The organism is Verrucosispora sp. WMMD703, assembly GCF_049178935.1.
GTDB classification, from domain to species: Bacteria; Actinomycetota; Actinomycetes; order Mycobacteriales; family Micromonosporaceae; genus Micromonospora; species Micromonospora sediminimaris.
Map to the genome: position 1 here is coordinate 2622628 of NZ_JBMHMM010000004.1, position 15741 is coordinate 2638368.

Below are 15741 nucleotides of genomic sequence, written 5' to 3' on the forward strand. Positions count from 1 at the left end.
GCTGCCTCCGGCCGGCCGGAGGCAGCACATCACCGAAAGTGCTCGCCGTGGCGTACCCGCCCGACGGCGCGGCTCAGCGTTCGGCGACCAGGCGGTGGGCCCGGAGCAGGCGGGCCCACCAGGGGCGGGCAGCCCGGGGAGCCGGGGCGCGTACCCCTCGGAAACTGACCCAGCCGCCCGGGCCCATGGTCAGCCGTGCGACCGCGGGTGGCCGGCGCCGACCCAGCACCGTCACCCCGGCGGTGACCAGCCCGACGGCCAGCACCCCGGCGGTGGCGACCAGCAGCCGATCCGGGTCGGGCAGCGGCAGGTACCGCACGCGTCCGCCGGTCGCGACGAACACGCCGACCGGGCGTCCGTCGCGGGTCACCGGCAGCACAGCGGCCGGCGGCGTGCCGGGCAACTCCTGCACCGGCCCGACCGACAGCGGCGCTGCCGGCTGCGGCGCCGTTTCCGGGGCCGGTCGGGGCGGAACCAGCGGCACCGGCCCGGTGGCATTGAAGATCGCAGTCATCTCGGGTACCTCCTATCGAGCGTCGGAGCCGGCGCAGTCGCGGGCCACCGCGGCCCGACCGGCGGCCAACCGGGCGATCGGCACCCGGTACGGCGAGCAGGAGACGTAGTCGAGTCCGGCGTCGGCGAAGAACTCCACCGACTCCGGGTCACCGCCGTGTTCGCCGCAGACCCCCACGGTCAGCCCGGGTCGCGCGGCCCGGCCCTCGGCCACCGCCAGGCGGACCAGCCGGCCCACCCCGGCGACGTCGACGGTCTCGAACGGCGACGTCTCGACGATGCCCCGCTCCAGGTAGTCACCGAGGAACGAGCCCTCCCCGTCGTCGCGGGAGAACGCCCAGGTGGTCTGGGTCAGGTCGTTGGTGCCGAGGGAGAAGAACTCCGCCTCGCCCGCGATCGCCCCGGCGGTCAGTGCCGCCCGCGGCGTCTCGACCATCGTGCCGACCGGGATCGGCGGCGCCCCCGGCACGGTGGCCAGCACGTCGGCCACCTCGGCCCGCACCGCGGCCAGCTCGTGCACGTCGACGACCAGCGGCACCATGATTTCCGGGCGCGGGTCGCCGCCCTCGGCCACCCGCCGTGCCGCCGCCTCCGCCACGGCCCGGACCTGCATCGCGAACAGGCCCGGCACCACCAGGCCCAACCGAACCCCGCGCAGGCCCAGCATCGGGTTGCTCTCCTGCATCCGGCGGACGGCGGCCAGCAGCACCGCGTCGCGGCCCGGATCCTGCCCGAGCGCCTCCGCCCGGGCCACCCGCGCGGCCAGCTCGGGCAACGGGGGGAGGAACTCGTGCAGCGGCGGGTCGAGCAGCCGGATGGTCACCGGCAGGCCGTCCATCGCCGCGAGGATCGCGACGAAGTCCTCCCGCTGCAACGGCAGCAGCTCCGCTAGCGCGGCGTGGACCTCGTTCAGCCCGTCGGCCAGGATCAACCGCTCCACCAGGGCGCGGCGGGCGCCCAGGAACATGTGCTCGGTGCGGCACAACCCGACGCCGTTCGCGCCGAGCGTCCGCGCCCGCGACACGTCGTCGGGGGTGTCGGCGTTGGCGCGTACGCCGAGCTGTCGCACCGAGTCGGCGTGCCGCAGCAGCCGGTCCACCGCCGAGACCAGCCGGTCGGACTGCGGCGCCAGCTCACCGGCGAGGTAGCGGGTCACCGGGGACGGACGGACCGGCACCTCGCCGAGGTAGATCCGGCCGCTGCTGCCGTCGATGGAGATGAGGTCACCGGCCCGGACCGTCCGGTCGCCGACGCGGAACTCGCCGCGCTCCGGGTCGATCTCCAGTGCCTCCGCCCCGCAGACGCAGGTGCGTCCCATGCCCCGGGCAACCACCGCCGCGTGCGAGGTCTTGCCGCCCCGGGCGGTGAGGATGCCGGCGGCGGCGATCATGCCGGGCAGGTCGTCGGGGTTGGTCTCCCGGCGGACCAGGATCACCGGCCCGTCCGCCGCGGTGGCGGCGGCGTTGTCGAAAACCACCCGTCCGGCGGCGGCTCCGGGCGAGGCGCCGACACCGGTGGCCAACGGCTCCGGCGTGGCTTCCGGGTCGAAGGTGGGGAACATCAGCTGCGCGAGTTGCGCCCCGCTGACCCGGGTCAACGCCTCGTCCCAGCTGATCAGACCCTCGTCGGCCAGCTGCGCGGCGATCACGAACGCCGCCGCCGGGGTGCGCTTGCCGACCCGGGTCTGCAACATCCACAACCGGCCCCGCTCGATGGTGAACTCCACGTCGCACAGGTCCCGGTAGTGCCGCTCCAGCGTGGTCATGATCCCGGTCAGCCGGCGGTAGCTGGCCGGGTCGAGCCGGGACAGTTCGTCCAGCCCCACCGTGTTGCGGACCCCGGCCACCACGTCCTCGCCCTGGGCGTCGGACAGGTAGTCGCCGTACACGCCGGGCGCGCCGGTGGCCGGATCGCGGGTGAACGCCACCCCGGTACCCGAGTCCGGGCCCAGGTTGCCGAAGACCATCGCCATCACGTTGACCGCGGTGCCCAGGTCGTCGGGAATGTGTTCGCGGCGTCGGTAGAGCACCGCCCGGGAGGCGTTCCACGACTCGAAGACCGCCCGGATCGCCAGGTACAGCTGCTCGTGCGGGGCTTGTGGGAAGTCGTGACGGACCCGGTCGGCGAACACCTTCTTGTACGTCTCGACCAGCCCGCGCAACTGCTCCGCCGTGGGGCCGTCCGGCCCGGCGGTGGCCCGCAACGCGTCCAGCTCTCGGTCGAACTCCTCGGCCGGCACACCGTGCACCGTCCGACCGAACATCTGGATCAACCGTCGGTACGAGTCCCAGGCGAACCGCTCGTCGCCGCTGATCCGGGCCAGCCCGGTCACGGTGGCGTCGTTGAGCCCGATGTCCAGGATGGTCTCCATCATCCCGGGCATCGAGTAGCGTCCGCCGGAACGGACGGCCAGCAGCAGCGGCTCAGCAGGGTCGCCGAGCCGCCGGCCCAGCCGCACCTCGACCTCTCGCAGGTGGGCGTTCACCTCGTCGAACAGTCCTTCCGGCACCTTCCGGTCGACGAGGTACGCCCGGCACGCGTCGGTGCTGACGGTGAAGCCGGGCGGCACTGGCAACCCGAGCCGGGTCATCTCGGCGAGGTTGGCGCCCTTGCCGCCGAGCAGGTCGGCCATGCCTCGACCGCCCTCGATGAAGTCGTACACGTACCTGGTCATGACCCGGCCTCCACTTCGCCGTCGATGCCTCTGCCTCGTTGGTAGCAACGTCGCCGCTGGTGGGGGCAGGGCCGAAAGCCGATCCGAACAGGGTCGCTGGTCCTCAACCGGGCCGCGTATGGTCGGCCGGTGACCGATGACCTGCGGCTGCGCCCGGTACGCGAGGACGACCTGGTGGAGTTCTTCGTCCACCAGCTCGACCCGGAGGCCAACCGGATGGCCGCCTTCGGCGCCGAGGATCCGACGGACCGGCGGGCGTTCGCCGCGCACTGGGTCCGCATCCTCACCGGCCCGGAGAACCTGGCCCGCACGGTGACCGTCGACGACACGGTGGTGGGCCACGTGCTCGCCTTCCCCGTCGACGGCGCGTTCGAGGTCAGCTACTGGATCGACCGGCCGCACTGGGGCCGTGGGTACGCCACCCGTGCCTTGGCCGCGTTGCTGCGGGAGGTCACCCGCCGGCCGCTGTTCGCGCGGACGGCCACCGACAACGCCGCGTCGCTGACGGTGCTTCGCCGCTGCGGCTTCGTCGTCCGCAGCACCGAGCGGGCGTACGCACCGGGACGCGGCCACGAGATCGACGAGTACGTCCTGGAACTGCCGCCGTCACCCGGCGCCGACCCGGCGTGATCCGCCCCCTGACACCGGGGCTGACCAGGGCGGCGACTACCCTCGCGGGGTGAACTGGCTGGAACTGGTCGGCTGGGCCGGCTCCGCGTTGCTGGTCTGGTCGCTGCTGCAGACGCGCATCCTGCGGCTGCGCGCCCTGAACCTGGTCGGTTGTGCCGTCCTGATCGGCTACAACGCCACGATCCGGGTGTGGCCCATGGTCGGGCTGAACGTGGTGCTGGCTGTGATCAACATCTGGTACCTGCGGCGGCTGCTCAGCACCCGCCATGACGAGCAGACCTACCAGGTCGTCGAGGTGGGGGCCGACGACGCGTTCTTGGCCCACACGCTGCGGGTGCACGCCGCCGACATCGCCCGGTTCAACCCGGGTTTCCGCCCGGACCGGCTGGCCGGCCGTGCGGCCTTCCTCGTCGTACGCGCCGACGAGGTCGTCGGTGTGGTGCTGGTACGCGACGCCGGCGACGGGGTGGCCCAGGTCGACCTGGACTACGTCACCCCGCCGTTTCGTGACTTCACCCCCGGCGAGTTCGTCTACCGGCGCAGCAGCCTCTTCACCGACCGTGGGTTCCGCCAGGTGGTGAGCCCGCCGGGCATGATCGCCCCGTACTACCACCGCCTAGGGTTCCGCCGTGCGGGGGAGTCCTACATCCTTGACGTGCCGGCACCGGCGCTGCCGCAGGGCGATGATCCACCGCCCCCGACCGGGCGATGATTCACCGCCGGGGCGAGTGGGCATAGGCACCGCTACGCCGGCGGGGCCACCACCGGCGGCGCCACGGCGCGCGGTACAGCGAGGGAGAACCAGGCGTGCAGAGCTACTGGAGCCAGCTGGCCCTGGTCGCAGTCCTGATCGTGGTGAACGCGATCTTCGCCGGCAGCGAGCTGGCGCTGGTGTCGCTGCGCGACAGCCAGGTCCAACGGCTGGAGCGCACCGGGCGCACGGGCCGGGTACTGGCCCGGCTGGCCCGCGACCCCAACCGGTTTCTGGCCACCATCCAGATCGGCATCACCCTGGCCGGCTTTCTCGCCTCGGCAGCCGCCGCGGTGTCACTGGCCCGGCCGCTGGTCCCGCTGCTGGAGGGTGTCTTCGGCCGGGCCGCCGGCCCGGTGTCCGTGGTGCTTGTCACGTTGGTGCTGACCTTCGTCACCCTGGTCTTCGGTGAGCTGGCGCCGAAACGGATCGCCATGCAGGTTCCGGAGCGGTGGGCGCTGCTCGTAGCCCGCCCGCTCGACCTGCTCGCGGCCCTCACCCGGCCGGTGGTCTGGGTACTCGGTGCCACCAGCGACCTGGTGGTACGGCTGTTCGGCCTGGACCCGAAGCCCGAGCGGGACGAGATCAGCCCGGACGAGCTGCGGGACATCGTGTCCGGTCATCACGGCTTCACCAAGGAGCAGCAGACCATCATCGCCGGCGCGGTGGAGATCGCCGAGCGGCGGCTGCGGGCGGTGCTGGTGCCGAGGTTGCAGGTCTTCTGCCTGGACAGCGGCACCACGGCGGAGGCGGCCCGACTCGTGCTGGCCGCCTCCGGGCACTCCCGCGCGCCGGTGGTACGCCACGGCGGCCTGGACGATTCGGTGGGCGTCATCCACCTGCGGGATCTGGTCGGCGTCGGTGACGATCAGCCGGTCGACGAGTACGCCCGCCCGCCGCTGCTGCTGCCGGACTCGGTACCGGTGGTCGACGCGCTACGCCGGTTCAAGGCCGAACGCCAGCACATGGCCCTGGTCGTCGATGAACGCGGTGCCGTCGAGGGCATCGTCACCCTGGAGGACATCCTCGAGGAGATCGTCGGGGAGATCTACGACGAGACCGACCGGGACGTCGGTGCGGTACGCACCGACGACGAGGGAGCGCTGCTGCTGCCGGGCACGTTTCCCGTCCACGATCTGCCCGACATCGGCGTGGAACTGCCCGGGCGTCCGGACGGCGACTACACCACCGTGGCCGGGCTGCTCCTGGCCGGTCTCGGCCGGATTCCCCGCGCCGGGGAGCATCTCACCGTCGACGCCTGGCGGCTGGAGGTGACGCTCGCCGACGACCGGGCGGTCTCCGGCATCCGGTTGCGCCGCGCCACAGCGGCGTCCGAGGACCCGGAGACTCCCGAGACAGCGACGCCCGCAGCCCCCGGTGCGGCCGAGGCAGCTACGCCTGCCGTCCCCGACGAGCCCGAGTCGCAGCCGGACGACAGATCGGGTACGCCGACCGACGGCTCTTCGGTGCTGGACGGCACCCGTCGTTGAGCGGGTCGCGCCTAACCCGCCCGTGGTGACCGTCGTCGGGGCGGCACGGGCCTGCTCAGGCACGCTTCGAGTCAGCGCTCGCCCGGCCCGCCCGGCCCGCCCGGCCCGCCCGGACCGCGCGGGTCGGGCAGCGGCGGGTCCAACCGCACCCGATCCATCGGCACCTGCCAGGTGCTCCGACCGAGCAGCCGGGCCAACGCCCGGATCGCCCAGGGACCCGACGGATGCCGCTGCGGACCGATCAGCCGCCCACTCAACCGGCCGTACCAGTGCCGGGTGACGACCAGGTCGGTCAGCCGCAGCGGGCCGTCAGCGGGGCCGCGCAGCACGAGGTCCACGACCCGACCGAGACGGCGGCCCTGATGGTCGTACGCCGTCCGACCCAGTAACTCACCCGCTCGCACGGCCGGCCCCCGGGATCCGATCGATCAGGTGTCGGCGCAACCACTCCTCCACCGGCGAGGTAGGCAGCTCGTCGACCCGCACCCGCAGCCAGACCGCACTGTCCACCCGCGTGACCAGGGCGTACGGGATGCGCAACGGCGCCACCGGACGATCCGTGACGAATCGTTCGGCGGTCAGCACCAGCATCCGGCCCAGCCGACCGCCGACCCGCTGCCCGAGCGCACCTGGGCCGGTGAGCAACGACCGCAGGTACGGCACCCCGTCCGCGCCGAGCCCGAACTCCACGTCGTCGACCTTGCCGACCAGCCGGCCGTCGCGGTCGACGAGTTGGCGATCGAGCAGTTCCTGGCTGACCTGGATTCTCACTGGCCCATCCTCGTACCGATCGCCAGCGGTACGGCGACGATCGAGGCGGCGAGGATCACCAGCAGCAGCACCGCGCCCAGCAGGTTGAGTGCCCGGCCGTTGACCCGGTCGCCCAGGTAGGTGCGGTCGTTGGCGACCACCAGGATCGGCAGGTAGGTCAGCGGCAGCGCCACCGCACTGATGATCAGCATGAATTCGGTGAGCGTCACCGGGTCGACAGTGGTGAGCAGCAGGAGCACGCCCAGCAGCACGCTGACCAGCAGCACCGTGTGAAATCGGGCCGCCTCGCGCGGGCTGACCCGTTTGCCCCACTGCCAACCGAAATACTGCGCGGCGGCGTACGCGGCGGACAGGCCGGTCTCCAGCGCGGCGCCGAAGGTGACCGCGAAGAACGCCAGTGCCGCCACCGCCAGGCCGGCCGCGCCGAAGGCCAGCACCACCGGATGCGCGACCTGGTCGAGGCTGTCCACCGACAACCCGGCGGGGCGCAGCACCACCGCCGCCGTGGCGATCAGCGACAGGGCGAGGAAGCCACCAATCGGGAAGCCGACCAGCACGCTGAAGCGGGCATCGGCCAGGTCGTCCGCGCTCCAGCGTTCCTCGACCCCACCGGAGGAGAAGAAGAAGACCTCGTACGGGCTCACCGTCGAGGCGAACAGCGCCACCGCCACGAACCAGTACGCCCCCCAGCCCTGACCCGAGTCGTCTGGTGCCACCGCGCTGCGCCCGAGCGCCGCCCAGTCGGTCGGCAGCCAGAACAGGGCGACGGCGAACACCACCAGCGCGAGCCCGGCCAGCCCGAAGACCCGTTCCATCACCGGGAACCGCATGCGCCACAGCACCAGCCAGACCGCTATCCCGGCGACGGGCACCCAGAGCAGGTACGGCACGCCGGTGGCCAGCCGCAACGCCAGCGCCACCCCGCCCAGCTCGGCGGCCAGGGTGATCACCGTGACCAGGTACGACGCCACCAGGTTGAGCAGTGCCATCCGGGCACCGAGCCGTTCCCGGACCAGGTCGAACACCGCCCGGCCGGTCACCGCCGCGATCCGTCCGGCCATTTCCGCGTACGCGCAGATGGCGACGACCCCGAGCAGCAACACCCAGGCGTGCGCCATGCCGAAGCGAGCACCGGCCTGGCCGGCGGCGACCAGGTCGCCGATGTCGACGAAACCACCGACCGCGGACAGGATGCCGAGCGTGGCGGCGAGGAGCTTCCTCACGTCGGTGGTGCGGGCTCGGTCATCGACGCGACGATAACGCCGCGAAAGCCGCCATCTACCCGAAACCGCCTTCAGTGCCGCCCAGGCGGCGCGGCGCCGATGAGCGGCGGTCGGGCTGCGCCCGGTTCCCGGGCCGGCGGGTGTTCCACCCGCTCGGAGCCCTGTCAGCCGGCTGCCCTTGTCAGTCCCGGCTCATGTCAGTCCCGGCTTTGTCAGTCGGCGGTCGGGTAGAGGTTCTGCAGGCGGACCTGGCCGCGGGCGACCAGCCGCCCGTCCGCGTCCGTGATCTCCACCTGCCACAGCTGTTGGCTCCGCCCCCGGTGCACCGGGGTGCCGACGGCAACCAGCTCACCCTCGTCCACGGCCCGTAGGAAGTCGGTCTGGTTGGACACCCCGACCACCCGCCCGCGCTCACCCAGCCAGACACCGGCACCCAGACTCGCCGCCGTCTCCACCACCGAGCAGTGGACCCCGCCGTGCAGGATGCCGTACGGCTGGTGCAGCTCCGGGCGGACCCGCCAGCGGATCGTGACCCGGTCCCCGCTGATCTCGTCCAACTCCAGCCCGAGCAGGGCGAAGAAGCCACCCGACATCGTCGACACGTCCACGGCCACCTCCACGATCTTGGACTCGCCAGCCTAGTGCCGGTGCCTTCCGCCGGAACCCGGTAGGGCCGGACCGGCCTGATGGGGGACAATCGGTGACCGTGACCGACAGCACCCTCCCGCCGGTCCGGCGGGATTCCCTGACCGATGACCTGCGCTGGCGGGGTCTGCTCCAGGACTCCACCGACCCGGACGAGCTGCGCGCGCTGCTCGACGGCCCGGGAGCCGCCTTCTACGTGGGCTTCGACCCGACCGCGCCGAGCCTGCACGTCGGCCACCTGATGCAGGTCACCACCGCTCGTCGTCTCCAACTCGCCGGGCACCGGCCACTGCTGCTGGTCGGGGGCGCCACCGGGCAGATCGGCGATCCGAAGGAGAGCGCGGAACGGACCCTCAACCCGCCGGAGGTCGTGGCGAGCTGGGTGCAGCGGATCCGTGACCAGCTCGCGCCCTTCGTGTCGTACACCGGAGACCAGGCCGCCCGCCTGGTCAACAACCTGGACTGGACCGGCGAGATGTCGGTGGTGGAGTTCCTGCGTGACGTGGGCAAGCACTTCCCGGTAAACCGGATGCTGGCTCGCGAGGTGGTGCGGGCGCGGTTGGAGAGCGGCATCAGCTTCACCGAGTTCAGTTACCAGCTGCTCCAGGCCAACGACTTCTTCGAGCTGCACCGGCGGCACGGCTGCCAGCTCCAGTTCGGTGGCTCCGACCAGTGGGGCAACATCACTGCCGGTGTCGACTACGTCCGGCGACGCGGGCTCGGGCCGGTCCAGGCGTTCACCACCCCGCTGGTGACCAAGTCGGACGGCTCGAAGTTCGGCAAGACCGAGGGTGGCGCGATCTGGCTCGATCCCGAGATGACCAGCCCGTACGCCTTCTACCAGTTCTGGATCAACGTCGATGATCGGGACGTGGGTCGTTACCTGCGCTACTTCAGCTTCCGCAGCCGGGAGGAGCTGGAGGAACTGGAGAAGGAGACCGCGGAGCGGCCGGCGTCCCGGGCCGCGCAGCGTGCCCTCGCCGAGGAACTGACCACCCTGGTGCACGGTGAGCGGGAAATGGCGCAGGTGGTCGCCGCCAGTCAGGCCCTGTTCGGCCGGGGATCGCTGGACGACCTGTCCGCGGTGACGCTGCGCGCCGCGCTCACCGAGGCCGGCCTGGTACGCCTTGACGACCTCCCCGAGGTGGCCGCCCTGTTCAAGGAGTCCGGCCTGGTGCCCAGCATGAAGGAAGCCCGGCGGGTGATCGCCGAGGGCGGCGCCTACGTGAACAACGTCCGCGTCGTCGCGGCGGACGCCGTCGTCTCTCCGGCGGATCTGCTGCACGGCAGGTACCTGGTGCTGCGTCGGGGGAAGCGGTCCTTCGCCGGGGTGGAGGTCGGCTCCTGACCACCGACCGGCAGGTGTGACGCGGGACGCGCCCGGTGGATTTGACGATCAATCCGCCGGGCGCGTAACTTTCTCTCTGCCAGCGCGGAACGGACGAAACAGGGCGAAAGCCCAAGGCCGGAGCGCAGGTAGACCTTTCGGACCGGGTGGCTCATGCCCACCAGGTCGGAGCCGGGCGGTGCCCCAGATTTGCCGGGAGGCGGATTTGGCGGGGCGAAACCGACCGGGTATGGTTGACGACCGGCAGGGCCCCAGGCGCGCTAGCGGTAGACCGCAGCGGCTGGCCTGCCAAAACCACGACCGGAACGGCGGAAGCCGGCTTGATCGTGGTGCCCGGAGAAATGGGTTGAAGCGTGACAAAGCGGTGTGAGCCGGTTTGACACGGCAGAAACCACCGGGTAACGTAGTAAAAGTGCCCGGCGCGGTTGTGGCGGGTGTGGTGCCCCGGATGGTGGCCCCCTTTGTGGGGTTGTCTGATGGTGTGTGGTTGTTCTTTGAGAACTCAACAGGGTGCTTGATATGCCAGTGCCAAATTTTTGTTTGATTCCCGGGCTGGCCAGTTTTTCTGGTTGGTTTGGATTCCTTTGGCAACAATTTTGTTTGTTGCTGGGATGGATTTTCCTTCAGGTTTTTGTTGGAGAGTTTGATCCTGGCTCAGGACGAACGCTGGCGGCGTGCTTAACACATGCAAGTCGAGCGGAAAGGCCCTTCGGGGTACTCGAGCGGCGAACGGGTGAGTAACACGTGAGCAACCTGCCCTAGGCTTTGGGATAACCCCGGGAAACCGGGGCTAATACCGGATATTCACTTGCGGACGCATGTTTGTGGGTGGAAAGTTTTTCGGCTTGGGATGGGCTCGCGGCCTATCAGCTTGTTGGTGGGGTGATGGCCTACCAAGGCGACGACGGGTAGCCGGCCTGAGAGGGCGACCGGCCACACTGGGACTGAGACACGGCCCAGACTCCTACGGGAGGCAGCAGTGGGGAATATTGCACAATGGGCGGAAGCCTGATGCAGCGACGCCGCGTGAGGGATGACGGCCTTCGGGTTGTAAACCTCTTTCAGCAGGGACGAAGCGCGAGTGACGGTACCTGCAGAAGAAGCGCCGGCCAACTACGTGCCAGCAGCCGCGGTAAGACGTAGGGCGCGAGCGTTGTCCGGATTTATTGGGCGTAAAGAGCTCGTAGGCGGCTTGTCGCGTCGACTGTGAAAACCCGTGGCTCAACTGCGGGCCTGCAGTCGATACGGGCAGGCTAGAGTTCGGTAGGGGAGACTGGAATTCCTGGTGTAGCGGTGAAATGCGCAGATATCAGGAGGAACACCGGTGGCGAAGGCGGGTCTCTGGGCCGATACTGACGCTGAGGAGCGAAAGCGTGGGGAGCGAACAGGATTAGATACCCTGGTAGTCCACGCTGTAAACGTTGGGCGCTAGGTGTGGGGGGCCTCTCCGGTTCTCTGTGCCGCAGCTAACGCATTAAGCGCCCCGCCTGGGGAGTACGGCCGCAAGGCTAAAACTCAAAGGAATTGACGGGGGCCCGCACAAGCGGCGGAGCATGCGGATTAATTCGATGCAACGCGAAGAACCTTACCTGGGTTTGACATCGCCGGAAATCTCGCAGAGATGTGGGGTCCTTCGGGGCCGGTGACAGGTGGTGCATGGCTGTCGTCAGCTCGTGTCGTGAGATGTTGGGTTAAGTCCCGCAACGAGCGCAACCCTCGTCCCATGTTGCCAGCAATTCGGTTGGGGACTCATGGGAGACTGCCGGGGTCAACTCGGAGGAAGGTGGGGATGACGTCAAGTCATCATGCCCCTTATGTCCAGGGCTTCACGCATGCTACAATGGCCGGTACAATGGGCTGCGATACCGTGAGGTGGAGCGAATCCCAAAAAGCCGGTCTCAGTTCGGATCGGGGTCTGCAACTCGACCCCGTGAAGTCGGAGTCGCTAGTAATCGCAGATCAGCAACGCTGCGGTGAATACGTTCCCGGGCCTTGTACACACCGCCCGTCACGTCACGAAAGTCGGCAACACCCGAAGCCGGTGGCCCAACCCTTGTGGAGGGAGCCGTCGAAGGTGGGGCTGGCGATTGGGACGAAGTCGTAACAAGGTAGCCGTACCGGAAGGTGCGGCTGGATCACCTCCTTTCTAAGGAGCACCATCCAGCGAAGGCTGGTATGGAGCCCGCGGCCCGCGGATGTCGGGTCGGGGTGCTCGATTGGCGGAGACACTGGCGAGTTTTCCTCGGCAACGGCCGGAATTTCCTAGTACAGCTGCCCTGTGGGGTGGTGGGAACGGGGTTGTGGTGCGGCTGGGGGAGGCGTAGGGCACCCTGTTGGGTCCTGAAGGAACAACCCGTGGTGGTTGTCTTTCAGAGCCGATGCTTGGGACGTGGTGTCCTGAGTGGCGCCAGGCATGGCCTGGTTTCTCATACCGCCGGTGGTTGCCGGGCTGGTGGGAGACGGTGGGTTGTGGGTTGGTTGTTTGTTGAGAATTGCACAGTGGACGCGAGCATCTTTGTGGTCAAGTTGTCAAGGGCGAACGGTGGATGCCTTGGCACCAGGAGCCGATGAAGGACGTGGGAGGCCGCGATAGGCCTGGGGGAGCTGTCAACCGAGCTGTGATCCCAGGGTGTCCGAATGGGGTAACCCGGCATCAGTCATGTGGTGTCACCTGCACCTGAACTCATAGGGTGTGTGGAGGGAACGCGGGGAAGTGAAACATCTCAGTACCCGTAGGAAGAGAAAACAACATGTGATTCCGTGAGTAGTGGCGAGCGAAAGCGGATTGAGGCTAAACCGGTTGCGTGTGATACCTGTCAGGGGTTGCGTGGTCGGGGTTGTGGGACCCTGCTACACGAGCTGACACTCGTGTGAGGAGTGATAAAGCCAGTGGTTAGCTGAATGGTCTGGAAAGGCTGACCGTAGACGGTGATAGTCCGGTAGGTGAAAGCTGCTGGTCTTCTGTGGGTGTTCCCGAGTAGCGGCGGACTCCTGAAATCTGCCGTGAATCTGCCAGGACCACCTGGTAAGCCTAAATACTTCCTGGTGACCGATAGCGGACGAGTACCGTGAGGGAATGGTGAAAAGTACCCCGGGAGGGGAGTGAAATAGTACCTGAAACCGTTCGCCTACAATCCGTCGGAGCCTTGCGGGGTGACGGCGTGCCTTTTGAAGAATGAGCCTGCGAGTTAGTGGCATGTGGCGAGGTTAACCCGTGTGGGGGAGCCGTAGCGAAAGCGAGTCTGAAGAGGGCGTTTGAGTCGCATGTTCTAGACCCGAAGCGGAGTGATCTAGCCATGGGCAGGCTGAAGCGCGGGTAAGACCGTGTGGAGGGCCGAACCCACCAACGTTGAAAAGTTGGGGGATGACCTGTGGTTAGGGGTGAAAGGCCAATCAAACTCCGTGATAGCTGGTTCTCCCCGAAATGCATTTAGGTGCAGCGTCGTGTGTTTCTTGCCGGAGGTAGAGCACTGGATGGTCTAGGGGGCCTACAAGCTTACCGAAATCAGCCAAACTCCGAATGCCGGTAAGTGAGAGCGCGGCAGTGAGACTGCGGGGGATAAGCTTCGTAGTCGAGAGGGAAACAGCCCAGATCACCAGCTAAGGCCCCTAAGCGTGTGCTAAGTGGAAAAGGATGTGGGGTCGCATAGACAACCAGGAGGTTGGCTTAGAAGCAGCCACCCTTTAAAGAGTGCGTAATAGCTCACTGGTCAAGTGGTTCCGCGCCGACAATGTAGCGGGGCTCAAGCACACCGCCGAAGCTGTGGCACTCACACAGAGCCCGGTGTCTGTCTTTCGAGGTGGGCATCCAGGTGTGTGGGTGGGTAGGGGAGCGTCGTGCCGGGGGTGAAGCAGCGGGGTGACCTAGTTGTGGACGCGGCACGAGTGAGAATGCAGGCATGAGTAGCGAAAGAAGGGTGAGAAACCCTTCCGCCGGATGACCAAGGGTTCCAGGGCCAGGTTAATCCGCCCTGGGTGAGTCGGGACCTAAGGCGAGGCCGAGAGGCGTAGTCGATGGACAACGGGTTGATATTCCCGTACCCGCGAAGGAGCGTCCCTGATGAACCTCGTTGTGCTAACCACCCGAGCCTGGTGCGGTCTTCGGACCAAGCTGGGGGAGCGTGGGAACCTGGCGGGTAGTAGTCAAGCGATGGGGTGACGCAGGAAGGTAGCTGAGCCCGGCCGGTGGTTGTGCCGGGGTAAGCGTGTAGGCCGACGTGTAGGCAAATCCGCACGTCATGAAGGCTGAGACGTGATGCCGAGCCGATTCAGGTGAAGTCAGTGATCCTATGCTGCCGAGAAAAGCCTCTAGCGAGTTCCGAGCGGCCCGTACCCCAAACCGACACAGGTGGTCAGGTAGAGAATACCGAGGCGATCGGGCGAACTGTGGTTAAGGAACTCGGCAAATTGCCCCCGTAACTTAGGGAGAAGGGGGGCCGGAGACGTGAAGCCCCGCGCGGGTGGAGCGTTGTATGGCCGCAGAGAGCAGGGGGAAGCGACTGTTTACTAAAAACACAGGTCCATGCGAAGAAGTAATTCGATGTATATGGACTGACGCCTGCCCGGTGCTGGAACGTTAAGGGGACCTGTTAGCTCTTCGGGGCGAAGCGGAGAACTTAAGCGCCAGTAAACGGCGGTGGTAACTATAACCATCCTAAGGTAGCGAAATTCCTTGTCGGGTAAGTTCCGACCTGCACGAATGGCGTAACGACTTCCCCACTGTCTCAACCACAGGCCCGGCGAAATTGCAGTACGAGTAAAGATGCTCGTTACGCGCGGCAGGACGGAAAGACCCCGGGACCTTTACTATAGCTTGACATTGGTATTTGAGTCGGCTTGTGTAGGATAGGTGGGAGCCGGTGAAGCTCATACGCCAGTATGGGTGGAGGCAATCTTGAAATACCACTCTGGTTGATTCGGGTATCTAACTTCGGACCGTTATCCGGTTCAGGGACAGTGTCTGGTGGGTAGTTTAACTGGGGCGGTTGCCTCCTAAAGGGTAACGGAGGCGCCCAAAGGTTCCCTCAGCCTGGTTGGCAATCAGGTGTTGAGTGCAAGTGCACAAGGGAGCTTGACTGTGAGACTGACGGGTCGAGCAGGGACGAAAGTCGGGACTAGTGATCCGGCACTTGCGTGTGGAAGCGGTGTCGCTCAACGGATAAAAGGTACCCCGGGGATAACAGGCTGATCTTCCCCAAGAGTCCATATCGACGGGATGGTTTGGCACCTCGATGTCGGCTCGTCGCATCCTGGGGCTGTAGCAGGTCCCAAGGGTTGGGCTGTTCGCCCATTAAAGCGGTACGCGAGCTGGGTTTAGAACGTCGTGAGACAGTTCGGTCCCTATCCGCCGTGCGCGTAGGATACTTGAGAAGGGCTGTCCCTAGTACGAGAGGACCGGGACGGACGAACCTCTGGTGTGCCAGTTGTCCCGCCAGGGGCACGGCTGGTTAGCTACGTTCGGAAGGGATAACCGCTGAAAGCATCTAAGCGGGAAGCCTGCTTCAAGATGAGGTATCCCACCACCTTCGGGTGGGTAAGGCCCCCAGCTAGACGACTGGGTTGATAGGCCGGAAATGTAAGCCCGGTAACGGGTTCAGTTGACCGGTACTAATAGGCCGAGGACTTGACTACAACGATCGCTCGCGTCCACTGTGTAACTCACAACAAACAAACAACACACCCGACACCAACATGGA

General features: G+C 67.3%; 10 protein-coding genes and 2 rRNA genes. 6 read left to right on the forward strand and 6 right to left on the reverse strand.

Annotation, left to right across the window (positions count from 1 at the left end):
- Positions 1 to 73 precede the first annotated feature (73 nt).
- Together ACN26Z_RS12590 and ppdK are read right to left on the reverse strand one after the other, a co-directional pair.
- Entirely contained in the window at positions 74 to 514 is a 441-nt protein-coding gene (locus ACN26Z_RS12590) for a hypothetical protein (RefSeq protein ID WP_282239109.1), read from the reverse strand.
- Between the two features lie 12 nt (positions 515 to 526).
- A complete protein-coding gene (gene ppdK, locus ACN26Z_RS12595; protein WP_421461338.1) occupies positions 527 to 3187 on the reverse strand; it encodes a pyruvate, phosphate dikinase in 2661 nt (886 codons plus the stop codon).
- Between the two features lie 129 nt (positions 3188 to 3316).
- On the opposite strand from ppdK, the gene ACN26Z_RS12600 reads away from it, so the two are divergent.
- From ACN26Z_RS12600 to ACN26Z_RS12610, 3 genes are all read left to right on the forward strand, one after another.
- Positions 3317 to 3817, forward strand: a complete 501-nt coding sequence (locus ACN26Z_RS12600) for a GNAT family N-acetyltransferase (RefSeq protein ID WP_421461339.1) — start codon at positions 3317 to 3319, stop codon at positions 3815 to 3817.
- A gap of 49 nt (positions 3818 to 3866) precedes the next feature.
- Positions 3867 to 4529, forward strand: coding sequence for a hypothetical protein (locus tag ACN26Z_RS12605; RefSeq protein ID WP_396888179.1), 663 nt, complete (start codon positions 3867 to 3869; stop codon positions 4527 to 4529).
- Between the two features lie 95 nt (positions 4530 to 4624).
- Positions 4625 to 6058 (forward strand): hemolysin family protein, encoded by a 1434-nt coding sequence (locus ACN26Z_RS12610; protein ID WP_282239105.1) that lies wholly within the window; start codon positions 4625 to 4627, stop codon positions 6056 to 6058.
- A 71-nt stretch (positions 6059 to 6129) separates the two neighbouring features.
- Here the strand turns inward: ACN26Z_RS12610 and ACN26Z_RS12615 are convergent, their stop codons facing one another.
- From ACN26Z_RS12615 to ACN26Z_RS12630, 4 genes are all read right to left on the reverse strand, one after another.
- Positions 6130 to 6396, reverse strand: a complete 267-nt coding sequence (locus ACN26Z_RS12615; RefSeq protein ID WP_421461340.1) for a PRC-barrel domain containing protein — start codon at positions 6394 to 6396, stop codon at positions 6130 to 6132.
- Between the two features lie 52 nt (positions 6397 to 6448).
- Positions 6449 to 6829 carry a hypothetical protein gene (locus ACN26Z_RS12620; RefSeq protein ID WP_282239103.1) on the reverse strand — a complete coding sequence of 127 codons (381 nt, stop codon included), beginning with the start codon at positions 6827 to 6829 and terminating at the stop codon, positions 6449 to 6451.
- On the reverse strand, positions 6826 to 8052 hold the full coding sequence (locus ACN26Z_RS12625; protein WP_421461342.1) for an NRAMP family divalent metal transporter: 1227 nt from the start codon (positions 8050 to 8052) through the stop codon (positions 6826 to 6828). The genes ACN26Z_RS12620 and ACN26Z_RS12625 overlap by 4 nt, the downstream gene beginning before the upstream one ends.
- A gap of 212 nt (positions 8053 to 8264) precedes the next feature.
- Positions 8265 to 8645, reverse strand: coding sequence for a PaaI family thioesterase (locus ACN26Z_RS12630; RefSeq protein WP_170863436.1), 381 nt, complete (start codon positions 8643 to 8645; stop codon positions 8265 to 8267).
- 107 nt (positions 8646 to 8752) lie between these two features.
- Here ACN26Z_RS12630 and tyrS point away from each other — a divergent pair, with 107 nt between their 5' ends.
- From tyrS to ACN26Z_RS12645, 3 genes are all read left to right on the forward strand, one after another.
- Entirely contained in the window at positions 8753 to 10045 is a 1293-nt protein-coding gene (gene tyrS, locus ACN26Z_RS12635; protein ID WP_421461343.1) for a tyrosine--tRNA ligase, read from the forward strand.
- A 631-nt stretch (positions 10046 to 10676) separates the two neighbouring features.
- Positions 10677 to 12191, forward strand: a 16S ribosomal RNA gene (locus tag ACN26Z_RS12640).
- 373 nt (positions 12192 to 12564) lie between these two features.
- Positions 12565 to 15676: ribosomal RNA gene (locus tag ACN26Z_RS12645) — 23S ribosomal RNA — on the forward strand.
- The 16S and 23S rRNA genes sit together here, the layout of an rRNA operon.
- Positions 15677 to 15741 lie beyond the last annotated feature (65 nt).